We start from the raw sequence: 23,974 nt of genomic DNA, 5'->3' as shown, positions 1-23,974 counted from the left end.
CTTGATTGTACTCATATTCTTTTCACCTTAAAAAGTGGCGCCTAGTGCGCCATCTTTTCTTTTCGAGCAATGCTTTATTTACTGAGTCAAAGTCAAAAATAGTAATTGGCAATTGCTAAATTATGCCCAAATCCGCTACAATGGACGCTTGTTTAATAAATCATAAAACAGAGCAACTCCATTTAAATCATGTTTGAAATTAATCCAGTTAAATCAAAGATAGCAGAACTTACCGAACGCACAGCCGTGATTCGGGGGTATCTTTGACTATGATCTAAAAAAAGAACGGCTCGAAGAAGTCAATGCCGAGCTAGAGCAATCCGAAGTATGGGCCGATCCAGAAAAAGCACAAGCGTTAGGTAAAGAACGCGTTGCACTTGATGAAATAATCAATACTATTCATTCATTAGCTCAAGGTCTTGACGATGTTGAAGGCTTGCTTGAACTTGCTATTGAAGCTGAAGATCAAGATACTTTCGATGAAGCTAATTTTGAACTTGAACAGTTAGAGAAAAAACTGGCTGGACTTGAATTCCGACGAATGTTTTCTGGTAAATATGATAGTGCAGATTGTTATTTAGATATCCAATCAGGCTCAGGGGGAACTGAAGCACAAGATTGGGCAGAAATGTTACTTAGGATGTATTTACGCTGGGCTGAATCAAAAGGTTTTGCAACTGAAGTGATGGAAGTATCGGATGGTGATGTTGCTGGTATCAAATCGGCAACGATTAAAGTATCGGGTGATTATGCTTACGGTTGGTTACGCACAGAAACTGGAGTACACCGCCTAGTTCGCAAAAGTCCATTTGACTCAGGCAATCGACGCCATACCTCGTTTGCTTCTGTATTTGTTTATCCTGAAATTGATGATGATATTGATATCGACATTAACCCTGCCGATCTCCGTATCGATGTATACCGTGCGTCAGGTGCTGGTGGTCAACATGTAAATAAAACTGAGTCTGCTGTACGAATCACTCATATTCCTACGGGTATTGTTACTCAATGTCAAAATAACCGTTCACAACACAGCAATAAAGATCAAGCAATGAAACAGTTAAAAGCAAAACTGTATGAGCTTGAGATGCAAAAAAAGAATGCTGAAAAACAACAAATGGAAGAGACTAAATCTGACATTGGTTGGGGAAGCCAAATTCGCTCTTACGTACTTGATGATTCGCGTATCAAGGATTTGCGTACTGGAGTTGAAACTCGTAATACACAGGCCGTATTAGATGGCGATTTAGATCAATTTATTGAAGAAAGCTTAAAAGCAGGTTTATAAACCGCTTGGTTATAAATAAAAGGTAAAACTATGTCAACAGAGCAGCAAGATCAACAAAACCAAATTGAAGAGTTAAATAATGAACTAAAAGTACGTCGCGAAAAGCTCGCTCATCTTCGCGAACAAGGTATTGCTTTCCCTAATGATTTTCGCCGTGATGCGATTTCTAGTGATCTCCATAAACAATATGGCGATAAAACTAACGAAGAACTGATTGAAAAGAAAATTATTGTAACTGTGGCTGGCCGTATGATGATGCGTCGTATAATGGGTAAAGCCTCGTTTGTTTCTCTACAAGATGTTGCTGGACAAATCCAACTTTATGTTACTCGTGATGATCTCTCTGAAGGTTTTTATAACGAGCAATTTAAAAAATGGGATTTGGGAGATATTGTCGGCGCTAAAGGTTACCTATTTAAGACTAAAACTGGTGAGCTTTCTATCCACTGTGAAGAAATTCGTTTATTAACTAAAGCTCTTCGCCCATTACCTGATAAGTTTCATGGACTTGCCGATCAAGAAATGCGTTACCGTCAACGTTACTTGGATCTTATCACAAATCAAGAATCAAGAGAGACTTTTAAAGCGCGTTCCAAAGTTGTCAGTGAAATCCGCAACTTTATGATTGAAAACCACTTTATGGAAGTCGAAACGCCAATGATGCAGGTAATTCCGGGTGGTGCATCAGCTAAACCATTTATTACGCATCACAATGCGCTTGATTTAGATATGTATATGCGTATTGCGCCAGAACTTTATCTAAAACGATTAGTTGTAGGCGGTTTTGAGCGGGTATTTGAAATTAATCGCAACTTCCGAAATGAAGGCGTATCACCAAGACATAATCCAGAATTTACCATGATGGAAATGTACATGGCTTATGCTGATTACAAAGATCTGATCGTATTAACAGAAACATTATTCCGTCGTTTAGCTATTGCGGTAACAGGTGATGCTGTTGTGCAATATGGTGAACATACGTTTGATTTTGGTAAACCATTTATCAAAATGACCATGCGTGAAGCCATTTGCCATTACCGCCCTGAAACCAATAATACTGATCTAGATGACTTTGATAAAGCTTGTGCCATAGCACAATCAATTGGTATAAAAATTGAAAAAAGTTGGGGTCTTGGTCGAGTGGTAACTGAAATTTTTGAAGAAGTTGCTGAATCAAACTTAATTCAACCAACCTTTATTACTGAATATCCAGCTGAAGTATCCCCACTTGCTCGCCGTAACGATGAAAACCCATTTGTGACTGATCGATTTGAATTTTTTATTGGTGGTCGTGAAATAGGTAATGGATTCTCAGAGCTTAATGATGCTGAAGATCAAGCTCAACGCTTTGCTGATCAAGTATCACAAAAAGATGCGGGTGATGATGAAGCGATGTTTTATGATGAAGATTATATTACAGCGCTGGAGCACGGTTTACCGCCTACAGCAGGACTTGGGATCGGTATTGACCGTACCGTGATGCTATTTACCAACAGCCATACAATTCGTGACGTAATTTTATTCCCAACCATGCGTCCAATCAAATAAAACGGTTTATCATTAAAAACACACTTATTTTTTGATAAGTGTGTTTTTATACTGAAACACATACTTACCTGAAACTTTTTGACAAAAAACAGCGATAAGCATATAAAAAGAAACAATCCATCCATTGATTATAAAACTGCATAATTCTATACATAGATTTTGTGCTTGCTATGAAGTGTGATAACCACCATATTGATTAAAAATGCAAAAATAGGTTTGCCACAAAAAAATAGAAAGGCTAAAAAGAGTGATAGGTTAATACAGTTATATTATAAATATCGTTGGCTATAAAAATAACCAACGATATAGCAGTTAATTTAGTGGCTATTAGTTGATTTGACTTGATGTGGCAAGATAAGATTTAACACAATAGCTAAAATACCGCATAAACTAATACCTTGCAGTGTATAAGAGCCAAAATCAAAGATCATCCCTCCAATACCAAAAACTAAAACTAATGAAACAATACACATATTACGCGGTACAGATAGATCGACTTTATGTTTCACTAAGATATTAATGCCCACTGATGCAATAGAACCAAACAGTAACACCATAATCCCACCCATTACTACAGTTGGAATTGAACTTAAAAATGCACCAATTTTTCCGATAAAAGACATTAAAATTGCCCAAAGAGCTGCCCATGTCATTACTCGAGTTTTGAAATTGCGAGTTAGCGTTACTGCACCAATCACTTCTGCATAAGTAATACACGGTGGTCCACCAAAAAATCCAGCCATCGAAGTTGCTAGTCCATCACCAAGTAATGTACGCTGTAAACCGGGATCGCGTGTATAGTCTTTACCCGTTACCGAACCAATCGCCATAATATCGCCAACATGTTCAATGGTTGGTGCAATGACAATTGGGAGCATATACAAAATGGCTTGCCAGTGAAATTCAGGAAAAGTGAAATCGGGAACTTTAAACCATGGTGCATCAATAATTGGTTGGAAGTTAACAATACCAAACATGCAAGAGAGCGTATAACCAACTACAATACCCGAAATAATAGGTAATAATTTTAAAAAGCCTTTTGCCCAAATGGCAACCACTAAAGTTGTTAATAATGATACCATTGAAATAATAATCAATTGATAATTTTCAGCTTGCAGTCCACTATCTTTACCCATTGCCATACCTATAGTAACAGGCGCCAATGATAAACCAATAACCATAATAATTGGTCCAGTTACAACTGGCGGTAAGATACGATCAATAATATGTTTACCATTTATTTTTACTAAAAAAGCAAAAAACATAAATATAAATCCAGCAGCTATTAAACCGCCTAAAGTAGCAGGAATCCCCCAATGAGCAACACCAAATGAGATAGGAGCAATAAAAGCAAATGATGACGCTAAAAATACAGGAACTTTACCTTTAGTTGTCAATTGAAATAATAAAGTACCTACTCCAGCAGTAAAAAGAGCTACATTCGGGTTTAACCCTGTTAATAGTGGAACTAACACCAATGCACCAAATGCGACAAATAACATTTGCGCTCCAGTAAAAATATCTTGCCAAGAATGCTTATGCAGTGATGTTATATTTTTTGTTTTATCTGTTGTGATATTGCTCACATCTCGCCTCTCTTACTTAACGAAGTTTATTGTATAACTTACCTGATTAACAGGCATAAAAAAACCGGATTAACCGGTCTAAATTTTGAGATTTTATTTTGTGCCGAAGATTTTGTCTCCAGCATCACCCAGTCCAGGTAATATGTAGCCTTTTTCGTTCAACCTCTCATCAATCGATGCAGTATAAAGTTCAACATCAGGGTGAGCTTGTTCAAGCACTTTAATACCTTCTGGTGCGGCAACTAAAACTAATACTTTAATATTTTTACAACCTGCTTTTTTAAGCAAATCGATTGTCGCCACCATTGAGCCACCTGTAGCTAACATTGGATCAACAACTAAAGCCATTCGCTCTTCAATATCCGAGGTTAGTTTTTGAAAATAAGGAACAGGTTCTAACGTTTCTTCGTTACGGTAAAACCCGACAACGCTAATACGGGCACTTGGCACATGCTCAAGCACACCATCCATCATACCTAAGCCGGCACGCAAAATAGGTACAACCGTAATTTTTTTACCCTTAATACGTTCTACTTGAACAGGTCCACACCAACCGTCTATTGTTACTGTTTCAGTAGGTAGATCAGCCGTTGCTTCATAAGTTAATAAACTGCCAACTTCACTGGCAAGATCACGAAAGTCTTTGGTGCTAATATCGTGTTCACGCATTAATCCAATTTTATGACGTACAAGAGGGTGTTTTACTTCAACTATTTTCATGGAGGGCCTCAGTGTTATTTTCTATAATCTGTTAGCTGGTATAAATAACCACTGAGCGATAATTCTAACATAGTTATCACTTTATGAAAACCTGAAATCAACAGCCTTATAGGCAATGTAAATATTGATAAAAAATAAAAATAAAAAAATTTAACGATAAAAATCAGTTTTATTTTTGTTTTTTTTTCATTAAAATAGCCGTCCCAAATAATTTATTTCAGTAATTAATTTAAAAAAGGAATATAGGAATGAATTGGTTTATTGATTGTATTACAAAAAATTATGCAAATTTTAATGGGCGAGCTCGTCGTCAAGAATATTGGATGTTTATTCTCTTCAATTTTCTTTTAAATCTTGCTTTGACTATTGTCAGCATGATCCTTATTTCAATTAGTACCTCTTTAGTGTCAGTAACAAATATTATTAGTTTTGTTGCTTGGGCAGCATTATTTATTCCAAGTTTGGCTGTTGCAGTACGACGTTTACATGATACAGATAGATCTGGTTGGTGGATATTAATTGCTTTGGTTCCATTGATTGGCGCAATTGTGTTATTGGTTTTCGCATGCTCAGACTCAACACCGGGCAGCAACCAATACGGTGAAAACCCTAAAGGGTTGTAATTATTACTAATAACCTTATCACTAAACGTGGTAAGGTTAAATCATTATCAATATTATCCCCTATCTTCTAAATACTTTCTCCATCTAGATACTCAACCGGCAAATCAATCACTTTTTGCTCAACCTTCTCGCCGTTGATTCGTTTTAATAACAGCTCAGCTGCAATTTTTCCCATTTCAATTCTTGGTGTCTGTATAGATGCTAGTTTGGGATTCATAAATTGACCAATTTGATGTCCATGAAATCCAACAATCGCTATTTGTTTTGGTACTTCAATTCCCATCCGTTGGCACTCAAGTAATACCCCTAAAGCTAAGTCATCATTAGTACTAAAAATACCATCAACACAAGGAAAATCTTTTAAAATTTGATGCAAAAATCTTGACCCTAATTCATAAGATGATGCTTCTTTAGTCGCTAGCGTTCTAGGTGTTAATCCTGCTTCTTCCATAGCCTTTTCATATCCTTTTTGACGTATAATACTTCGTTGATCTTGTCTTGCACTAAAATAGACAATATTACGGCGGCCTTTATCTATCATTTTATCAATCATATTCTTGGTTACAGTAAAATTATCAAATCCAACAGCCATATCAATACAAGGTGAAACACTGTCCATAATTTCAACTACAGGAACACCCGAAATTTCAATCATCTTTAATGTTGCTGGAGTATGCGTTCTTTCCGTTAAAATTAATCCGTCAATATTATAAGAAAGTAATGAGCGCAGGCGTAATTCTTCTTTGTCAGCACTGTATCCGGTATGAGTGATCATGGTTTGATATCCTCTTACATCAGTCACCATCTCAATACCTTTTAAAATATCGGCGAAAACCTGATTGGTTAAAGAAGGGAACACAATACCAATGGCATTACTTTTAGCGTTAGACAGCATATCGGGAGCTTTATTAGGAATATATCCTAGCTTATCTATTGCGGCTGAAATTTGTAATTGAAGTGGTTTAGATACAAGATTGGGATCTCGTAAAAAACGACTCACTGTCATTTTACTAATCCCGATTAAATTTGCAATTTCCTGCAAACTTGTTCGGCGTCTTTTATTATTACTCATGTTTGTTTTTCCGCTAGTCTTGGTTGCCAATCTATTGCTTTTTTACCTTGTTGCATAATAAGATCATTCGCTTTGGAAAAGTGCTTACAGCCAAAAAATCCACGATGAGCTGATAATGGTGATGGATGCACCGATGTTAATACATGATGTTTTTGGCGATTAATAAACTGCCCCTTTTTTTGTGCAGGAGATCCCCACAATAAAAAAACCACACCTTCAAGATACTCATCGATTGCCGCTATCACATTATCAGTAAAAGTTTCCCAACCTATTTTTGCATGAGAATGCGCTTGCCCCGCTTCAACAGTCAACACATTATTTAATAGTAATACACCTTGAGCAGCCCAAGAAGCTAAATAGCCATGAGAAGGAATTGTAAAACCATCAATATTGGTTGCCAGTTCTTTATAAATATTAACTAACGATGGTGGTGTCTTAACTCCGGGTAAAACAGAAAAAGAAAGACCGTGAGCTTGATTAGGACCATGATAAGGATCTTGCCCTAAAATCACCACTTTGATTTGATCAAATGGTGTAAAACGAAACGCATTAAACACATCATGCTGAGGCGGGTAAATTATCTTGCCATTAGCACGCTCAGTCTTTACAAATTGCATTATTTGTTGAAAATAAAGTTTTTGTTTTTCTGCACCAATAACTTCATGCCAAGTCAATTTTGTTGTCATATTTTGATATCACTCATCAATAATGCCAGTGTTTCTGGGCAATAACTAATATATTTCTACATAATAACCTATCACAAAAGAAAATAGAAATTAAAGGTATTACTTATCGAAGCAATAGTTTTTTTTGACTTTTATCAAATTTTTAAAGTGCTATATTAACCATAATTATTTTAGGGCAATAAGGCCCCGTTAGGAGGATTTAAAATGATTACAGGTATCCAAATTACTAAAGCAGACAACTCAGCACTTCTAAACTCTTTCTGGTTATTAGACGACTCTACAAAAGAAGCTCGTTGTGTAGCTGCTAAATCAGTTTATAAAGAAGATCAAATCATTCCTACTGCAGAACTTGGTCAATTCGAATATCGTGAAGTTCCATTAGATGTTGCTCCAACTGTAAAAGTTGAAGGTGGTCAACATTTAAATGTGAATGTTCTTCGTCGTGAAACTTTAGAAGACGCTGTAAAACACCCAGAAAAATACCCACAATTAACAATTCGTGTTTCTGGTTATGCAGTACGTTTTAACTCATTAACAGCAGAACAACAACGTGATGTTATTGCTCGTACGTTTACAACTAAAATTTAATAAAATAACAAAAGTTTTAAACCCAGCATTTGCTGGGTTTTTTATAATAAATAAGATATTTATTCCGAATTTAATTTTTCATCTTATCAGATTAACTATTTTATCCTAGTGATGTTAAACATTTCAGCAATACTTCTGTTAATATCGATGCGTTAGTCCTTTTTATGTAGTTGACATGAATATAAGAAAAAGAATTTTCTTGCTCAAGAATATAAATAGTTGCTATTGTAGCTATTATCGCGATTAAAGTCATAGCAGGTTACTTAAGTTAGGTATTGGTGGATGTGTTTACGCTACCAACCGTACTTTTTATTCCTTAAACTGTTTTATATTGAACAATATTTCTTTATTTTGTTAATAAAATTTTTTTCTAAAGATAAAATTTAGTAGATGTTTTTGCTTGCTAAGTAAAAACACAATACCTTCATAGCGATAATTAACCATTGATTGCTTAAACAAGTACTAATTAAATTCCACCTAACTCTACCACAATTGAAATAACTTTACACATTCTACAATATAGTTAAGAATAAAATTATTTTAATATCAAAAATCATAAACTTTCTATAAGGAATTTTTAGAATGAAAACAATTGGTTTAATCGGGGGTATGAGTTGGGAAAGTACAACAACTTATTATCAAGTTATTAATCAAACTATTGCTAAATCATTAGGAGGCCTGCATTCAGCAAAAACGATTTTATATAGCGTTGATTTTCAAGAAATTGAAAGTTGCCAAGCTAATAATGAGTGGAACAAAAGCGCAGAAATTTTAATTGATGCGGCTAAAAGAGTTGAATTAGTTGGTGCAGATTTTATTGTTATTTGTACCAATACTATGCATAAAGTTGCAGATCAAATCCAAAAAGCAATTAATATTCCGATTATTCATATTGCCGATGTGACAGCTAAACATTTACTCGCACAAAATATTAAATCGGTCGCTTTGTTAGGTACTAAATATACAATGGAGCAGGACTTTTATAAATCTAAACTGATCGATAAAAATTTAAATGTGCTTATTCCTGAATCTCAAGACAGAAATATTATTAATGAGATAATTTATGATGAACTTTGCAAAGGTATTATTCAGCCTGATTCTAAGCAAGCCTATCTTAATATTGTTGATAAACTCATTAAAAATGGTGCAGAAGGTGTTATTTTAGGCTGTACGGAAATTGGGTTATTAATCTCTCAATCCGATCGTAATATACCTTTTTTTGATACAGCCTTAATTCACGCGCAAGAGGCAGCATTACTTGCAATAAGTTAATAAGTTATTCTTCGTTGGTATATTCTAGTATATCACCTGGTTGGCAATCTAGGTGTTTGCAGATTGCTTCGAGTGTTGCTAGTCTAAATCCTTTTACTTTACCTTGCTTAAGTAATGATAAATTTTGTTCTGTAATACCAACTGCTACCGCTAGATCTTTTGATTTAACTTTACGTTTAGCAAGCATTACGTCTAAATTTATTATAATTGGCACATATGACTCCTTTTAAATAAATTGTTTATTTTCTTCAGCTAGTTGGCAGGCCTTTTTTAGTATTTGACCAATAAGCATAATACTAATCGCAAGAAATAACGTTATAATTTCATCACTAGAAAAAGAAATAGAAAAGTAACGTGCTGATTCCTCTTGATTATAAGTTAAGATCGTTGTTAATAATGGTTCAGATAAAAAACTTATAACCACCCAACAAACAAGCAATTTGCCAAAGATGTAACTATGGTTGGCTGATTTTACTGAGAAATATTCGGATTGACTGTAATTGATAAACAGTAGTCTAAGTTGATAAAACGCATAAACTAAAAGAAGTATTAATGAAGTATCCATTAATGTTGCAATAGCCGCTTGCCATCCAGATAAAGATACAGGATCAACATTCTCCCACCCACCAGAGGAGAAAATAAACCCTACAAGTCCAATATCTTGCCTATCAAAAAAATAATATAAGAATGGAGATATTGCGCCAATTAACAAAATTAGAATTGGAATTAATGTTAGTAATGCCATAATTCGACAATATTGATTCAATCGAGAATGTGTTTTAGTCATATCTGTGTTCATTTTTAAATCCTTTCGTTTTATAAAAAGTGAACACAGTATAGCATTAGGAAATTCATTAAACAATAAAAAATTAAAGTAAAAAGATAATTTTTTATTTTATTATTTTTAATTATAAAAGCTAAATATTAAATAAAATTACTTTATAATCATTTGATTTCACTAAAAAATAATTAGATATAAATTAATTAAAATCAATGTTATATATGAAAAAGTTTGTTCGAAAAAATACAACGATTTTACAATCTCAAAAGGAATCTTGTTCTGCAAGGGTTGCTTGTACAATCCTTAGTGCATTGAAAGTTTCCTTTACATCGTGTACGCGAATAATTTTTGCTCCTTTCATTGCCGCAATTACTGCACATGTAACACTACCAAGTGTACGTTCTTGCGGTGGTACATTTAATACTTGTCCTATCATGGATTTTCGGGACATGCCTACTAATAAAGGAAGGTTTAAATGGTGAAACCGTTCAAGTGTTGCTAATAGCTGGTAATTGTGCATTAGTGTTTTACCAAATCCAAAACCTGGGTCGAGTATGATTTTTTGACGGTCAATGCCTTCGTTTATGCAGCGTTGGATCTGTTTTGTAAAAAAATTATCGACTTCTTGATAGATATCTAGCTCATAGTATGGCGCATTTTGCATAGTTTTAGGAGCGCCTTGCATATGCATAATGCAAACAGGTAATCCTGTTTGTGCAGCTGCTTCAACCGCACCTGGTTCTGTTAAAGCTCTAATATCATTAATTAGATGGGCTCCTACTTTGGCAGATTCGGTCATGACTTGTGGTTTTGATGTATCAACCGAAATCCAAACATCAAAATAATGGGCAATTTTTTCAACTAATGGAATAACACGGTTAAGCTCTTCATCGACAGACACTTCAGTTGCACCAGGGCGTGTTGATTCGCCGCCGACATCAATAAATGTTGCACCAGCTTGGATCATACTGTCAACTCGACGCATAGCATCATCAAGGTTGTTATAATTACCACCGTCAGAAAATGAATCTGGCGTCATATTAACGATGCCCATCACTTGTGGGAATGAAAGATCCATCACATGATTTTGAAAATGTATTTCCATGATTAAAAGCCCTATTTGATTAAAATTAATGATGCAGTTGTTTAAATGATCTTCAAAATTATTAAGCATAATTAAAGTGAAATTTTCAATATAATCGTTGCTTTATTCCTGCAAATTTATTGATAAGCTATTTTTAGTTTACCGATAAAAAACGCGCCGTAAGCGCGTTATATTTTATTAAAGCAAATTAACTTTTTTATTGTAGTGGTGTATCACTACCTCCATTTGCTGCTTTTTCATCGCTTTCCGTCCAATCATCAGGCGGTGTGACCGGTTGACGATTCATAAGTTCATCAATTTGTTGTTTATTGATTGTTTCATATTTTAACAGTGCATCTTTCATAGCGTGAAGAATATCAATATTTTCAGTTAGGATCGTTTTTGCACGTTGATAGTTACGTTGAATAATAGCGTCAACTTCTTCATCAATAATTTGAGCTGTACTATCTGAGATTTTTTTCAATGGCCCATAAGATGATTCTTCGTACTCAAATAATACAGGTGGTAAACGTTCTGAGAATCCCCATTGGGTTACCATTGCTCGAGCAACATTAGATGCATATTGAATATCACTTGATGCCCCCGACGTAATTTTATCTTCACCAAAGACTAATCCTTCAGCAATTCGGCCTGCATAAGCGGTAGAAATTTTTGATTCTAATTGAGTTCGGCTTTGGCTAATTTGGTCACCTTCAGGTAAAAAGAATGCTACACCTAATGCGCGCCCACGAGGGATAATAGTTACTTTATGAAGTGGATCATGATCTGGCACAAGATAGCCAACAATCGCATGTCCAGCTTCGTGATAAGCAGTATTAGTTAATTGTTCTTTCGTCATAGATAATGAACGGCGTTGAGTTCCCATATTGATTTTGTCTTTGGCTTCCTCAAATTCTTCCATGGTAACTACTCGTTTGTTTCGACGTGCAGCAAATAAAGCTGCTTCGTTAACTAAATTAGCAAGTTCTGCACCAGAGTAATTTGGTGTGCCACGAGCTAATACCGATAAGTTGACATCAGAACCTAACGGAACTTTGCGTACATGAACGGCAAGAATTTGCTCACGGCCTTTCATGTCTGGTAAACCAATTTGCACTTGGCGGTCAAAACGACCAGGACGGAGTAACGCCGAATCTAAAATATCAACTCGGTTAGTTGCTGCGATGATAATAATGCCGCTATTAGCCTCAAACCCATCCATTTCAACCAACATTTGGTTTAATGTTTGTTCTCGTTCATCATGACCTCCCATTGAGCCAGCACCACGCTTGCGTCCGACGGCATCAATTTCGTCAATAAAGATAATACAAGGTGCGTGCTTACGTGCTTGTTCAAAGAGATCTCGCACTCGCGAAGCCCCCACTCCCACAAACATCTCAACAAAGTCAGAACCTGAAATGCTAAAAAAAGGCACATTGGCTTCACCTGCAATAGCTCTTGCTAGTAAAGTTTTACCTGTTCCTGGAGGTCCTACCATTAAAATCCCTTTTGGTATGCGTCCTCCCAATTTTTGATATTTGCCTGGATCGCGTAAAAAGTCGACAACTTCGGTGACTTCTTGTTTTGCTTCTTCACTTCCGGCAACATCGGTAAATTTTGTTTTGACTTGGTCTGGCGTTAGCATTTTTGCTTTACTTTTACCAACTGACATTGGTCCACCTTTACCACCACCTTGCATTTGACGCATCATAAAGAGCCAAAAACCAATAAGCAAAATCATAGGAAACCAAGAGATAAGAATGCTGGTGATTAAGTTTGGTCTTTCATCGGGTTTACCATAAACAGGTACTTTATTGGCCAATAAATCATCCATTAATTTTCCATCAAGGTAAGGGATATATGTAGTGTAATTGCCTTTATTTTTAGTTGTGGCAACAATTTCTCGTCCGTTAATATGCACTTCTTGGAGATTACCAGCTGCGATATCGGAATTAAATTGGGTATAATTGACTTGAGGTCCACTATTAGATATTGAGCTGAATTGGCTAAATCCAACAATCAATGCTACAGCGATAATTCCCCAGATCAGTAAATTCTTTATCATGTCGTTCAAAAGAAAAACCTCTCATAAAAATTAACAGTTACGACTAAATTTAACAAAGTATGGTACTACAAAATTATACAACTGGCTACTTTATACCCATTGCAACAATATAAACTTCTCGAGACCTTGCGCGTGAAGCCTCAGGTTTTCGAATTTTGACAGTTTTAAACATCGAACGTACTTGCTTTAGATACTCTTCAAATCCTTCACCTTGAAACACTTTAACAATAAAATTACCATTAAGAGCAAGCACGTCTTTACACATATCTAACGCTAGTTCAACTAAATACATTGCTCTAGGTATATCAACTGCAGGTTGACCGCTCATGTTGGGCGCCATGTCTGACATGACAACTTGGACTTTTTCTTCGCCAACTCGTTCAAGTAATGCTTTTAAAACTGCGTCATCCCGAAAATCGCCTTGAAGAAAGTCAACGCCAACAATGGGATCCATGGGAAGTAAGTCACAGGCAATAATACGCCCTTTATTGCCGATAAGCGATGCGACATATTGTGACCAACCTCCTGGGGCTGCACCTAAATCAACAACCGTTATTCCGGGCTTAAATAATTTGTCACTTTTTTGAATTTCTTCAAGTTTGAACCAAGCTCTAGATCGGAGCCCTTTTTTGTGTGCTTGTTGTACAAAGCGATCATTAAAATGCTCATTGAGCCAGCGCGTTGAACTTGCTGAGCGTTTTTTATTACTCACAACTAATAAATCCTTAATGTAAAAGGTCACTTCATTGATTACAAACATATATAAGGGTAGAATAGCAAAATTACAACTTAATGTGATAAAAATTTAATGAATTTATCGAATAAACAAAAACAGTATTTAAAAAGTGAAGCTCATCATTTAAAACCTATAGTGATGATTGGGGCTAATGGATTTACCGAGGGTGTACTTGCCGAGATTGACAACGCTTTAAATTTCCATGAGTTGATTAAAATTAAGGTTTCTGCTGAAGATCGTGAAACAAAAAGGCTTATTTGTGATGCAATTGTACGCGAAACAAAAGCGTTAGCAGTGCAATTGGTTGGTTCTAATTTCACTATTTTTAGACCAAGCGAAGATAAGAAAATTTCCCTACCTAAATAAATGTAACAGGGCTTAGCCCTGTTGCATTTATCATCTGTTTTTGTAAGTGATTTATTTAATAATTAGATATATTCAACTTTAACAATATCAAATTCTACATCACCCCCTGGGGTTTTAATTTGTACTGTATCACCATCTTCTTTGCCAATTAACCCTCTGGCAATAGGTGAGTTGACTGAAATAAGATTTTGTCTGTAGTCAGCTTCATCATCACCCACTATGCGATATGTTGTCTCTTCGTCCGTTTCAATATTTATTACTGTTACTGTAGCACCAAAAATAATACGACCAGTATTTTTTACTTTGGTAATATCAATAATTTGAGCTTGTGATAATTTACCTTCGATTTCTTGAATACGACCCTCACAAAAACCTTGCTGTTCTCTTGCTGCATGGTATTCAGCGTTTTCCTTTAAATCGCCATGAGCTCTTGCCTCTGCTATTGCTGCCGTTATTTGTGGTCTTTTGACATTCTTTAACTCTTCTAATTCGGCTCGTAATAGTTCAGCTCCCTTTACTGTCATTGGGATTTGTTTCATCTAGGTATCTCCCGTTTTTACTTATTTTAGTAAATAAAAATAATTATCCCTTATCTTAATCAAAAGAAAGAGAAAGTTAATTGTTTTTTGTTTATTTAAAAACGTTAAAGTGAATATTTATATATTAACTGTAAAGTTAGTTTAATAACAAATCATTTATACTGAAAATGAGATGATATTTTTATAAAAATCGGTTATCGTAATATAACTATTTAGTAGTTCATTATAATAATTACATTTATTTATGCGGCAATTCCGATTTTATATAATCATTTCTCTGTCCATCGTTTGGTTTTTTTTATTGTTGTCTTATTTTGTTTTACAAACTTCGTTCGGAGCAAAATTAGTTAGTTATCAGTTATCTAAATTAAGTTCATATACAATCTCAATCGGCAGTGTTCATCACTCTTTTTCAACTTTTTATGAATTGGTTTTTGATGATGTTGTTGTCAATGATAATAATCAAGAGATTGTTAATGTTCCTAAATTAGTTGTAGGGTTGGATAAAAGTGATTTATGGCAATTAAGCCATTTTAATTATGTTACTGTCATTAATGGTACTATTAATACTACTCAATCCAAGCATTATGCTTTTTCAACAAACACACTAAAATTTGTTAATTCAACCATTAATATTCTGGCTAATAATGGAAAAGATAAACTTTCTTTCTTCAAAATCAATGGAGGGATTCAACCTTTTTTTTCATCAGGGGGAGATAAATATCAATTTGATTTTACTTCTCAAGAAGCTTTGGTAAATCAAATACCAATAAAATCTTTGCTTATTCAAGGTTTCCATCGAGATGGTATTACTACGATTACTAATTTAGGTGGAAATATTAAAGACGGATTTTTTGTCAGTAAATTAAAAATACAGGCCGACAATATTTTAGATATCGAACAATTAAAGTTGCATAATATACATTTTCAATCAACTGATGATGATTTTTTTGATAGATATTTTCATGTCCTTCCAAAGTTAATAATCAAACAATTATCGATACAGGAAAGTAGTATTCAGTTGCCTAGTTTTTTAATGGAAAAAGGCAATATTGAAGCGACGAATCTTCGTTATGATGGGCAATGGCATTTCGAACAGGGCTCCTTTATTTTTACTGCCGAGGAACTAGTTTGGCATAATCAGTTATTTTCGTCGGTATTAGCACAATTATCATTTCAAAACCAAGAAGCGACAATTCAAAAAGTATTAGCAAAATGGAATAAAGGTAGTATAAATTTTTCTGGTAAGTGGAAAGATAATACCTTACATCTAGATCAATTAATGTTAGCGGATATTGTCTATGAGATTCCTGAAAATTTGGGACAGACTCTGTTACCTAATATTTTTAGAAATATTAAGCTTGATAAGCTGAATGTTTTTCAGAGTTTGATAATTAGAAAGCAGAGCGATTTTCCTTTTAGTTTATATAATTTTCAAGCTTCAGGTAAAGATATCACTTTAGCAAAAGCGCAAAAATTAGGACTATTTTCAGGAACTGTTTTTTTGAAATCTGAAAAAGCTTCGTTAAATCGAATAGATATTCGTTATCCAGATCTTGTTCTCAAATTTGATTCTGATAACCATCCTTCATTAGCTTTTAGTTCTTTAACTAATGGAGGAATAATTGAGTCGAGAGCAAAAGTTGATTTATCGCAAAATGAACCGCTATCTTTGCAATTTGATGCTTATGGTGTAACAAGTTCACTACTAGAAAATTGGAAATTGATAAAACAACCGCCAAATGCTACGAATTACTCAGCTAATTTACATGGTAAATTACAACCATTTAATTTCTCAGGTAAATTTTCGGCAAATGGGAATGAGTATATCATTAATCTTGCGCATTGATTTTTACAAAAGCATCCTTATATAACATCGTTAAGATGTTTAAGTTATTATGTTCATTTGAGCTTAAAAACTCAATAATAAGTAATACGAGGTAGTAATAGTGCTTGTAAGATTAGATAAATGGCTTTGGGCGGCAAGATTTTATAAGTCTCGATCGTTAGCACGAGAAATGGTTGATGGTGGCAAAGTGCATTATAATGGCCAACGTACCAAACCAAGTAAGCTTGTTGAAGTCGGTGCAATCTTAACGCTTCGCCAAGGTTCTGATCAAAAAACAGTTCGGGTTTTAGCCATTAGTGAACAACGAAGAACGGCTATTGAAGCCCAACAGCTTTATCAAGAAACTCCTGATAGTATTGCAAAACGAGAAAAAATAGCACAAGCGCGTAAACTTAATGCATTGACAATGCCGCATCCAGATAGACGGCCTGATAAAAAGGAACGGCGTAATTTGATTAAATTTAAATATGATAGGCAACAAGATGGTAATGATTAATATGGATACTTTAAATCGTTTTTTGTTTGATAATCACCCTATTCGTGGTGAAATTACTCGTCTGGAACAGACATATCAAGCGATTTTAGATAATCATACTTATCCAATAGCAGTACAAAAATTGCTTGGTGAATTATTGGTTGTAACTAGTTTATTAACAGCAACACTAAAATTTGAAGGCGATATTGCTGTTCAGTTACAAGGTGATGGAGCGTTATCTTTAGCGGTTGTTAATGGTAATGATCAACAGCAGCTACGCGGTATAGCTCGGGTTAGTGGTGAAATCGCTGATAATGCAACACTTAAAGAGATGGTGGGTAATGGCTATGTCGTTATTACTATCACCCCTAAAAATGGTGAACGTTATCAAGGTATCGTTGGGCTGGAAAAAGATACACTTATTGGTTGTATCGAAAATTATTTTATGCAATCAGAACAGCTCCCAACTCGTCTATTTGTAAAAACAGGTGTACATGATAATAAACCAATAGCAGCAGGTATTTTATTGCAAGTTTTACCTGCTAATGAAAATACAGTTGAATCATTTGAACATCTTAGCGCTTTAACTGAGACAATCACTAGTGATGAGTTATTTCAACTTTTTACTGATGAGATTTTATATCGTTTATATAATCAAGAAGAAGTACGTCTTTTTGAAACGCATGATATTACTTTTAAGTGTGGATGTTCACGTCAACGTTGTGAAGATAGTTTAATGACTTTACCAGCTAATGAGATTGATGAAATCCTAAAGGAAAACGAGGGGAAGATTGATATCCATTGTGATTATTGTGGAAAGCATTATCTGTTTGATGCAATTGATATTGCTGAAATTAGAAGTAAAAGTAACCTAAATTATCATTGATCTTAATAGAAAAATACCACTAAGGTTATTAACACCTTAGTGGTAAAGTGAAATATAGGGAATTAAACCCGTGTTCAATTTAACAGAATAGAAAAAAGATACCAACCTATTTTATCGATTTTATATAAAAATTTTGTAAAGTAAATTTACAAAGCTATTTTACATTGAAATTAATAAAAAATTTTTTAGCCTTAACTTTTTAAAATTCATAAAAATTATTTTTATTTACTTCCTACATAAATATCTTCAACAATGGCGTGTTGATTTACGATTCTCCATTTAATATTAAAATGGTAAAGTGCAAGTCCGTATGCTTGTTCATTAATGTTTTTTTGTTTATAGGCTGGTCTTGGATCTTGGGATATTACTTGTGTAATTAATTCGGCGAGTTGAGGATAACTTTGTTTTTGTAAATCTAAAGATAATCGTGCTTTTTGTGAGAACTCTACTGTTATTTTTTTTTCAGGAGTAGATTGTGCGTATCCTGCAAGTGCTTCTGAGTGGCTATCGGAATAAGGGAGATAAGGCTTGATATCAATAATTGGTGTGCCATCGACTAAGTCGAGACTTCCTAATTTTAAGACTACTTGCTTATTTTCTATGATGATATCTTTTAACTCTACTGCTGAAAGCCCAATATGATTAGGTCTAAATGGCGATCGTGTAGCAAACACTCCCATTATTTTATTTCCACCTAAACGAGGAGGGCGAACGGTTAATCTCCATTTTTCAGGAGCAACATGGTGAAATAGGAATAATAACCATAAATGTGAAAATTGTTCTAATCCTTTTACACTGATAGGGTCATTATAAGGTGCTAATAAATAAAGTTCCCCTTGTCCTGCACTAACTAGATTGGGTTGTCTTGGTACAGCAAATTTTTCACTATACGGTGAGCGGATAATGCCGATTGGTTCAATTTGATATGTCATTATTGGTCGATAATTTTATTTATGAGTAGCAGTTTTGTTAAGTCATTTTATTATTATCTCTATTTCCGCCGATCGATACAAAGATCGGCGGATTTAATATTAGTCTAATATTTATTTATAAATTGTTACCAACCGCGAATAGCTCCACCATTAAAAATTTGGTCAGCTTTTTGTGCAACAGCTTCGGTTTGGTATGCTTTAACAAAATTTTTCACATTTTCATTATCTTTATCCACTTCACGCGAAACAATAATGTTAACATATGGTGATTCTTTATCCTCAACAAAAATACCATCTTTACTTGGTGTTAAGTTTGCTTGTCCTGCAAATGCGTTATTGATGATTGCAAGATCAACTTGGGCATCATCCAATGAACGAGGTAACATTGGGGCTTCGAGTTCTAAAATATTGTAGTTATAAGGGTTACTGGTAATATCAAGTACAGTTGGTAGTAAACCTTTAGATTTATCAACAGTAATCATCCCTTCATGTTGTAATAATAGTAATGCTCGTCCTAAGTTTGTAGGGTCATTAGGAATAGCAATCGTTGAGTTAGCTGGAATGAAAAATGCTTCACCGCGTGGTGAAGTGACTTTTACACCTTCGCCTGTTTCTATTGATTCATCAATTGGTTTTAGTTTATGAGAATAGCTTGCAATAGGATAAACAAATGAATTACCTACTACAGCTAATTTATAGCCACGTTCTTTCATTTGTTCATCTAAATAAGGTTTATGTTGGAAAGCATTTACATCAATTAGACCATCATTTAATGCTTGATTTGGGGTTACGTAATCGTTAAAAATAACTAGTTCAACATCTAGATTATAAAGATCTTTTGCTTGTTGTTTAACTACTTCAGCAACTTCTTGTTCAGGGCCTGAAATTACTCCGACTTTTAGAATATTTACTTTAGTTGGTTCTGTTGGTTTGTTATCTGTTGTGGCTGTTTGTTTATTATTATCACAGCCAGTTAAAAAAAATGCACTTACCAATGTGGTAATAAGTGCTAGCTTTTTAATAGACATATATTTCTCCAAAATTAATGATGTGTGACGCGTTTAACAATCATATTGCCAATAAATTGAATAATAAAGACAATAATAATTAATATAACTAAAACAGTATTCATTATAGCAGGCTTGTAGCCGTTGTAACCATATTGAATAGCAAGTTGTCCAAGGCCTCCTGCGCCAACAGCTCCAGCCATTGCAATGTATCCTGTCAAAGTAATTAAGGTAATCGTCATACTATTGACAATTATAGGTAATGACTCAGGCAATAAAACTTTATATATAATTTGCAGTGGTGTTGCACCCATTGAGCGAGCCGCCTCTATTAATCCTTTGGGGACATCTAATAATGCATTTTCTATCATACGAGCAATTAATGGCGATACTCCAATACTTAATGGCACCACTGCAGCTTGTTTGCCTATAAATGTACCCATTAAAATTGTGGTAAAAGGAATAATCCATACAATTAATATGATAAAAGGAATTGAACGGAATACATTTGTAATAAATGAAATAATACTATTAGCGGCATAACAATCCAATATTTGTCCTTTACGAGTTGTATAAAGTAATATGCCAATGGGTAATCCAATTATCGTTCCCCAAAAACCTGATAAGATGACCATAAATAGAGTTTCATCTGTTGCTTGTGCCATTTTGAAAAGCATTGCTTCATTAAAGCCATTAAATGATGAACAAAAAGCAACAAAGTCAGCCCAAAAATTATATTGAGTTAAGTATCGAAATAATGATTCAAAAGGTTTAAATGAAGGAATAAAATCAAACATAGCCGAGCACCTCTACTTTAGTATTATTTTTTTCTAAGAATTGAATTGCTGATGCCATACTTTTTTGTTTCCCTTTCATTTCCGCTAACATTAAGCCAAATTTGACTCCTCCGGCATAATCCATTTGTGCACTGATAATGTTGCTATCAATTTCGAATTCTTTAGCAATTTGTGATAATAATGGTAAATCAACGGAGACTCCTGTAAATTCTAAACGTAATAACGGATTGAGTCCTTCTTTGTGTTCAGATGATAGCCTTATTAAATAATCATCTGGAATATTAAGATGTAAGGTTGATTGAATAAATTGTCGAGCAATATCTGTTTTAGCATGAGAAAACATTTCGCCAACTGATGACTGTTCAACTAGTTTGCCATCGCTTATAACAGCTACTTGGTCACAAATCTGTTTTACTACATCCATTTCATGAGTAATTAATAAAATTGTTAGTCCTAATTTTTGGTTAATATCTTTTAGTAATGACAAAATTGAACGTGTTGTTTCAGGATCAAGCGCACTGGTAGCTTCATCACATAACAATACTTTGGGGTCACTTGCCAAAGCTCTCGCAATAGCAACACGTTGTTTTTGTCCACCAGATAAATTAGTTGGATAAACATTCGCTTTTTCTGTCAATCCAACTAATTCCATAAGCTCATTTACTTTCTGGTTAATTGCTATTTTAGGCGTTTTATTTAGTTCAAGAGGGAAAGCGATATTATCAAATACAGTACGTGAAGAAAGTAGATTGAAATGTTGAAAAATCATACTAATTTTTCGACGTATTTCAATTAATTTTCTATTAGATAGATTAGTGATCTCTTGATTATCAAAGAAGATCTTCCCACTAGTCGGCTTTTCTAGTAGGTTAATGCAGCGAATAAGTGTGCTTTTCCCAGCCCCTGATTTGCCAATAACACCGTAAATTTTCCCTTGGGGAACATGGATATTAATGTCTTTTAAAGCATAAATGGGGGTTTTATTATGCTCAAATGTTTTCGAAATATGTTGTAGTTGTATCATAATATATAAAAACAAAAGATGAATGAATGAATATTAAGACGTCTAGACATCTAAGTCAATCAATAATATGCTATATGAATTAGAGTAATATCTAAAATTAAAAGGAAAAAAAGTAAATATGAAGCCAGCAATTTTTTTAGATCGAGATGGTACTATTAATATAGATTATAATTATGTACATACAATTGATAAGTTCCACTTTATTAACGGTGTTATTGAGGCAATGCAAGAGCTCAAGAAAATGGGTTTTTTATTAGTCATTACAACCAATCAATCGGGGATTGCTAGAAATATATTTACTGAAGAACAATTTCATACTTTGACTGAATGGATGGATTGGTCTTTACAAGATCGTGGTGTTGATTTAGATGGTGTCTATTATTGCCCTCACGACCCGTTAGTGGATACTTGTGAATGTCGTAAGCCAAATCCAGGGATGATTCAAACAGCAGCTAAAGAACTAAAAATTGATATTGCTAATTCTTATATGGTTGGAGATAGAGTGTCTGACTTATTGTCGGGTAAAAAAGCTGGCGTTAAAAAAACTGTGCTAGTAAAAACGGGCGATACTATAACTGAAGAAGCATTAGAACAAGCTGATTGGGTTATTGATAGTTTGGCTGATCTACCAAAAAAAATAAAAAACCAATCTTGATTGTTGTTTTAACTAATACAGTGTTTATATTAAACGCTGTATTAAAGTTATACTTTTAAGTATCAGTGGAATAATGGTTAATCCAATAAAACAGGCACTAATAAAAGTAACAACAGTTATACCTAGCTGATTTGTAGAAAAAATAGTTGCCAAATATAAAAATAAGCAAAGTAATAAGTGTTACTAAGCTCCAGTATGAAAAACCAATTTTATTCTGTTTAGATGTTACAATCGGTAAATAATAAATAGTCCCACAAAACTCATACCAATTAATGAACTACCATGTTGTAATAATTTATAAATTGGAATTTTCATTTTCCCTATATTAACAGTATGTTGTAATAAACTAAAAAGTTGAACAGAACAACCTGACGGATGAGTAAAAGAGTTCCACCCAATATGAGAAATTATGCCAATAATTGCCGATGTTAAAACACTTAACCAATGCTGACAACAATATTTATTCCAGTTGAAAGTTAAATAATTAGCAAATCGCTTATAAAAGAAATTAGGTAAATCTTTAATTAAAACATTATCGAATGATAAAATGAAAAATATAAGAAATAACTAAAGTCATTGGTAAATCAAATAGAAAAATACCAGCTAGACTATGACTTAAAGCACTTTTTACCTCCATTCTTAAGAAGTATTCAAAATCAAGCGCCATACTATCAATAATCAAAGCCGTCATAGAAAATAGATGGGGGGTTCTTATATAAAGGTAATATGATAGCTGGATGAGCAAATGTAAAAGGCACTTTTTATTCTAACTTAATAAAGAGTGTTTAATTTAAAATTATTTTGTTTGTTATAAGAAATATAATCAACCTACCAAAGATATTAAATATTAGAATTTGGTTTTACAACAACTCAGTTTAGTTTGTTTTTAGCTCGTCTTGAGCAAAAAAAATGCAAACAAGAAAAAATGCGTAATGATCTCTTGTATAATTTTTTTAAACCCCTATAATGCGCATCCACTGACACGCAGTCAGCGACAAGCAGACGAAGAGTTGGTGATTAAGTGAGATCAAAAATTTTAAAAAAGATCTTGACGAATAAAAAAGGTTAGCGTAGTATACGCAATCCTTGAGACAGTGAGCTAAATCAACAAAAGGTTGATAAGGAACATAAGCTGTCAGCTCTTTAAAAATAAGAAACAGACAATCTGTGTGGGCACTTGCGAGACGAAAGATTAAAGTCTACGGACTAAAAAAAGTTAAGTCTTGATAAGTGACACTGAAGATTCATTTGAATATGTCAGAGACAGTTATTGAGCATCAAACTTTAAATTGAAGAGTTTGATCATGGCTCAGATTGAACGCTGGCGGCAGGCTTAACACATGCAAGTCGAACGGTAACATGAGTGCTTGCACTTGATGACGAGTGGCGGACGGG

General features: G+C 34.2%; 26 protein-coding genes and 1 rRNA gene. 11 read left to right on the top strand and 16 right to left on the bottom strand.

From position 1 onward, the window contains the following. Positions 1-189 precede the first annotated feature (189 nt). Positions 190-1,288 (top strand): peptide chain release factor 2 gene (prfB, locus tag A9G38_RS03190; protein ID WP_141671713.1). Its coding sequence is split into 2 segments (ribosomal slippage): positions 190-264 and positions 266-1,288, totalling 1,098 coding nucleotides; the frame shifts between segments, so codons are not numbered across the junction. 30 nt (positions 1,289-1,318) lie between these two features. Then, complete coding sequence (gene lysS / locus A9G38_RS03185; RefSeq protein ID WP_034910798.1) at positions 1,319-2,836, top strand: lysine--tRNA ligase; 1,518 nt, start codon at positions 1,319-1,321, stop codon at positions 2,834-2,836. Positions 2,837-3,153: 317 nt separating this feature from the next. On the opposite strand, the gene A9G38_RS03180 is transcribed toward lysS, so the two are convergent. Together A9G38_RS03180 and upp are read right to left on the bottom strand one after the other, a co-directional pair. Then, positions 3,154-4,413: a uracil-xanthine permease family protein gene (locus A9G38_RS03180; protein ID WP_080702316.1), complete on the bottom strand. Its 1,260-nt coding sequence runs from the start codon at positions 4,411-4,413 to the stop codon at positions 3,154-3,156. A 102-nt stretch (positions 4,414-4,515) separates the two neighbouring features. Beyond that, on the bottom strand, positions 4,516-5,142 hold the full coding sequence (gene upp, locus A9G38_RS03175) for a uracil phosphoribosyltransferase (RefSeq protein WP_034910795.1): 627 nt from the start codon (positions 5,140-5,142) through the stop codon (positions 4,516-4,518). A gap of 248 nt (positions 5,143-5,390) precedes the next feature. Here upp and A9G38_RS03170 point away from each other — a divergent pair, with 248 nt between their 5' ends. Next, entirely contained in the window at positions 5,391-5,765 is a 375-nt protein-coding gene (locus tag A9G38_RS03170; protein WP_034910793.1) for a DUF805 domain-containing protein, read from the top strand. A 67-nt stretch (positions 5,766-5,832) separates the two neighbouring features. Here A9G38_RS03170 and gntR read toward each other — a convergent pair whose 3' ends face one another. Together gntR and ung are read right to left on the bottom strand one after the other, a co-directional pair. Next, a complete protein-coding gene (gene gntR / locus A9G38_RS03165) occupies positions 5,833-6,837 on the bottom strand; it encodes a gluconate operon transcriptional repressor GntR (RefSeq protein WP_034910792.1) in 1,005 nt (334 codons plus the stop codon). After that, positions 6,834-7,523 (bottom strand): uracil-DNA glycosylase, encoded by a 690-nt coding sequence (gene ung, locus A9G38_RS03160; protein WP_034910789.1) that lies wholly within the window; start codon positions 7,521-7,523, stop codon positions 6,834-6,836. Before ung ends, gntR begins: the two co-directional genes overlap by 4 nt. A 204-nt stretch (positions 7,524-7,727) precedes the next feature. Between ung and grcA the strand changes: the two genes are divergently transcribed. Together grcA and A9G38_RS03150 are read left to right on the top strand one after the other, a co-directional pair. Continuing rightward, positions 7,728-8,111, top strand: coding sequence for an autonomous glycyl radical cofactor GrcA (gene grcA / locus A9G38_RS03155; protein WP_034910787.1), 384 nt, complete (start codon positions 7,728-7,730; stop codon positions 8,109-8,111). Between the two features lie 582 nt (positions 8,112-8,693). Further along, a complete protein-coding gene (locus A9G38_RS03150; RefSeq protein ID WP_034910785.1) occupies positions 8,694-9,383 on the top strand; it encodes an aspartate/glutamate racemase family protein in 690 nt (229 codons plus the stop codon). A gap of 4 nt (positions 9,384-9,387) precedes the next feature. Here the strand turns inward: A9G38_RS03150 and A9G38_RS03145 are convergent, their stop codons facing one another. The 5 genes from A9G38_RS03145 to rlmE all read right to left on the bottom strand — a co-directional run bounded on the left by A9G38_RS03145 (position 9,388) and on the right by rlmE (position 14,025). Beyond that, complete coding sequence (locus tag A9G38_RS03145) at positions 9,388-9,597, bottom strand: helix-turn-helix domain-containing protein (protein ID WP_034910784.1); 210 nt, start codon at positions 9,595-9,597, stop codon at positions 9,388-9,390. Positions 9,598-9,609: 12 nt separating this feature from the next. Further along, positions 9,610-10,182 carry a DUF2975 domain-containing protein gene (locus A9G38_RS03140; RefSeq protein ID WP_034910781.1) on the bottom strand — a complete coding sequence of 191 codons (573 nt, stop codon included), beginning with the start codon at positions 10,180-10,182 and terminating at the stop codon, positions 9,610-9,612. A 244-nt stretch (positions 10,183-10,426) separates the two neighbouring features. Continuing rightward, a complete protein-coding gene (gene folP / locus A9G38_RS03135; RefSeq protein ID WP_034910882.1) occupies positions 10,427-11,269 on the bottom strand; it encodes a dihydropteroate synthase in 843 nt (280 codons plus the stop codon). A 196-nt stretch (positions 11,270-11,465) separates the two neighbouring features. After that, complete coding sequence (gene ftsH, locus A9G38_RS03130) at positions 11,466-13,322, bottom strand: ATP-dependent zinc metalloprotease FtsH (protein WP_080702311.1); 1,857 nt, start codon at positions 13,320-13,322, stop codon at positions 11,466-11,468. A gap of 76 nt (positions 13,323-13,398) precedes the next feature. Continuing rightward, positions 13,399-14,025, bottom strand: a complete 627-nt coding sequence (gene rlmE / locus A9G38_RS03125; RefSeq protein ID WP_034910778.1) for a 23S rRNA (uridine(2552)-2'-O)-methyltransferase RlmE — start codon at positions 14,023-14,025, stop codon at positions 13,399-13,401. Between the two features lie 96 nt (positions 14,026-14,121). Here rlmE and yhbY point away from each other — a divergent pair, with 96 nt between their 5' ends. Then, positions 14,122-14,415 carry a ribosome assembly RNA-binding protein YhbY gene (gene yhbY / locus A9G38_RS03120; protein WP_034910776.1) on the top strand — a complete coding sequence of 98 codons (294 nt, stop codon included), beginning with the start codon at positions 14,122-14,124 and terminating at the stop codon, positions 14,413-14,415. A gap of 62 nt (positions 14,416-14,477) precedes the next feature. Here the strand turns inward: yhbY and greA are convergent, their stop codons facing one another. Continuing rightward, positions 14,478-14,954, bottom strand: coding sequence for a transcription elongation factor GreA (gene greA, locus A9G38_RS03115; RefSeq protein WP_034910774.1), 477 nt, complete (start codon positions 14,952-14,954; stop codon positions 14,478-14,480). Positions 14,955-15,258: 304 nt separating this feature from the next. Between greA and A9G38_RS03110 the strand changes: the two genes are divergently transcribed. The 3 genes from A9G38_RS03110 to hslO all read left to right on the top strand — a co-directional run bounded on the left by A9G38_RS03110 (position 15,259) and on the right by hslO (position 18,164). Then, positions 15,259-16,803 carry a hypothetical protein gene (locus tag A9G38_RS03110; protein WP_141671712.1) on the top strand — a complete coding sequence of 515 codons (1,545 nt, stop codon included), beginning with the start codon at positions 15,259-15,261 and terminating at the stop codon, positions 16,801-16,803. Between the two features lie 100 nt (positions 16,804-16,903). Next, positions 16,904-17,299, top strand: a complete 396-nt coding sequence (gene hslR, locus A9G38_RS03105) for a ribosome-associated heat shock protein Hsp15 (RefSeq protein ID WP_218056483.1) — start codon at positions 16,904-16,906, stop codon at positions 17,297-17,299. After that, on the top strand, positions 17,292-18,164 hold the full coding sequence (gene hslO, locus A9G38_RS03100) for an Hsp33 family molecular chaperone HslO (protein ID WP_034910878.1): 873 nt from the start codon (positions 17,292-17,294) through the stop codon (positions 18,162-18,164). The genes hslR and hslO overlap by 8 nt, the downstream gene beginning before the upstream one ends. 221 nt (positions 18,165-18,385) lie before the next feature. On the opposite strand, the gene tsaA is transcribed toward hslO, so the two are convergent. The 4 genes from tsaA to metN all read right to left on the bottom strand — a co-directional run bounded on the left by tsaA (position 18,386) and on the right by metN (position 21,924). After that, positions 18,386-19,099 carry a tRNA (N6-threonylcarbamoyladenosine(37)-N6)-methyltransferase TrmO gene (gene tsaA, locus A9G38_RS03095; protein WP_034910768.1) on the bottom strand — a complete coding sequence of 238 codons (714 nt, stop codon included), beginning with the start codon at positions 19,097-19,099 and terminating at the stop codon, positions 18,386-18,388. A 122-nt stretch (positions 19,100-19,221) separates the two neighbouring features. Then, positions 19,222-20,124 (bottom strand): MetQ/NlpA family lipoprotein, encoded by a 903-nt coding sequence (locus tag A9G38_RS03090; RefSeq protein WP_034910765.1) that lies wholly within the window; start codon positions 20,122-20,124, stop codon positions 19,222-19,224. A 14-nt stretch (positions 20,125-20,138) separates the two neighbouring features. Then, positions 20,139-20,780 carry a methionine ABC transporter permease gene (locus tag A9G38_RS03085; protein WP_034910876.1) on the bottom strand — a complete coding sequence of 214 codons (642 nt, stop codon included), beginning with the start codon at positions 20,778-20,780 and terminating at the stop codon, positions 20,139-20,141. A gap of 112 nt (positions 20,781-20,892) precedes the next feature. Continuing rightward, on the bottom strand, positions 20,893-21,924 hold the full coding sequence (gene metN / locus A9G38_RS03080; protein WP_034910764.1) for a methionine ABC transporter ATP-binding protein MetN: 1,032 nt from the start codon (positions 21,922-21,924) through the stop codon (positions 20,893-20,895). A gap of 118 nt (positions 21,925-22,042) precedes the next feature. Between metN and gmhB the strand changes: the two genes are divergently transcribed. Next, complete coding sequence (gene gmhB, locus A9G38_RS03075) at positions 22,043-22,579, top strand: D-glycero-beta-D-manno-heptose 1,7-bisphosphate 7-phosphatase (RefSeq protein ID WP_034910762.1); 537 nt, start codon at positions 22,043-22,045, stop codon at positions 22,577-22,579. A gap of 225 nt (positions 22,580-22,804) precedes the next feature. Here the strand turns inward: gmhB and A9G38_RS12750 are convergent, their stop codons facing one another. Then, complete coding sequence (locus tag A9G38_RS12750) at positions 22,805-23,128, bottom strand: DUF4184 family protein (RefSeq protein WP_274517963.1); 324 nt, start codon at positions 23,126-23,128, stop codon at positions 22,805-22,807. After that, complete coding sequence (locus tag A9G38_RS12745; RefSeq protein WP_255306891.1) at positions 23,112-23,324, bottom strand: DUF4184 family protein; 213 nt, start codon at positions 23,322-23,324, stop codon at positions 23,112-23,114. Before A9G38_RS12745 ends, A9G38_RS12750 begins: the two co-directional genes overlap by 17 nt. A gap of 541 nt (positions 23,325-23,865) precedes the next feature. Here A9G38_RS12745 and A9G38_RS03070 point away from each other — a divergent pair. Continuing rightward, positions 23,866-23,974 (top strand): 16S ribosomal RNA (locus tag A9G38_RS03070); the annotation flags it as partial.

It is taken from the genome of Gilliamella sp. Imp1-1 (assembly GCF_001690415.1).
GTDB lineage: Bacteria > Pseudomonadota > Gammaproteobacteria > Enterobacterales > Orbaceae > Gilliamella > Gilliamella bombi.
Note: the sequence above shows the minus strand (reverse complement) of the source record. Positions and strands in the feature narration are given on the sequence as shown.

Coding starts and splice junctions, on each gene's coding strand:
- upp (WP_034910795.1), bottom strand. CDS start 5,142: ATGAAAATAGTTGAAGTAAAACACCCTCTTGTACGTCATAAAATTGGA.
- A9G38_RS03170 (WP_034910793.1), top strand. CDS start 5,391: ATGAATTGGTTTATTGATTGTATTACAAAAAATTATGCAAATTTTAAT.
- ung (WP_034910789.1), bottom strand. CDS start 7,523: ATGACAACAAAATTGACTTGGCATGAAGTTATTGGTGCAGAAAAACAA.
- metN (WP_034910764.1), bottom strand. CDS start 21,924: ATGATACAACTACAACATATTTCGAAAACATTTGAGCATAATAAAACC.
- grcA (WP_034910787.1), top strand. CDS start 7,728: ATGATTACAGGTATCCAAATTACTAAAGCAGACAACTCAGCACTTCTA.
- A9G38_RS03150 (WP_034910785.1), top strand. CDS start 8,694: ATGAAAACAATTGGTTTAATCGGGGGTATGAGTTGGGAAAGTACAACA.
- folP (WP_034910882.1), bottom strand. CDS start 11,269: ATGGAAATACATTTTCAAAATCATGTGATGGATCTTTCATTCCCACAA.
- A9G38_RS03085 (WP_034910876.1), bottom strand. CDS start 20,780: ATGCTTTTCAAAATGGCACAAGCAACAGATGAAACTCTATTTATGGTC.
- lysS (WP_034910798.1), top strand. CDS start 1,319: ATGTCAACAGAGCAGCAAGATCAACAAAACCAAATTGAAGAGTTAAAT.
- A9G38_RS03140 (WP_034910781.1), bottom strand. CDS start 10,182: ATGAACACAGATATGACTAAAACACATTCTCGATTGAATCAATATTGT.
- gntR (WP_034910792.1), bottom strand. CDS start 6,837: ATGAGTAATAATAAAAGACGCCGAACAAGTTTGCAGGAAATTGCAAAT.
- hslO (WP_034910878.1), top strand. CDS start 17,292: ATGATTAATATGGATACTTTAAATCGTTTTTTGTTTGATAATCACCCT.
- A9G38_RS03090 (WP_034910765.1), bottom strand. CDS start 20,124: ATGTCTATTAAAAAGCTAGCACTTATTACCACATTGGTAAGTGCATTT.
- greA (WP_034910774.1), bottom strand. CDS start 14,954: ATGAAACAAATCCCAATGACAGTAAAGGGAGCTGAACTATTACGAGCC.
- gmhB (WP_034910762.1), top strand. CDS start 22,043: ATGAAGCCAGCAATTTTTTTAGATCGAGATGGTACTATTAATATAGAT.
- yhbY (WP_034910776.1), top strand. CDS start 14,122: ATGAATTTATCGAATAAACAAAAACAGTATTTAAAAAGTGAAGCTCAT.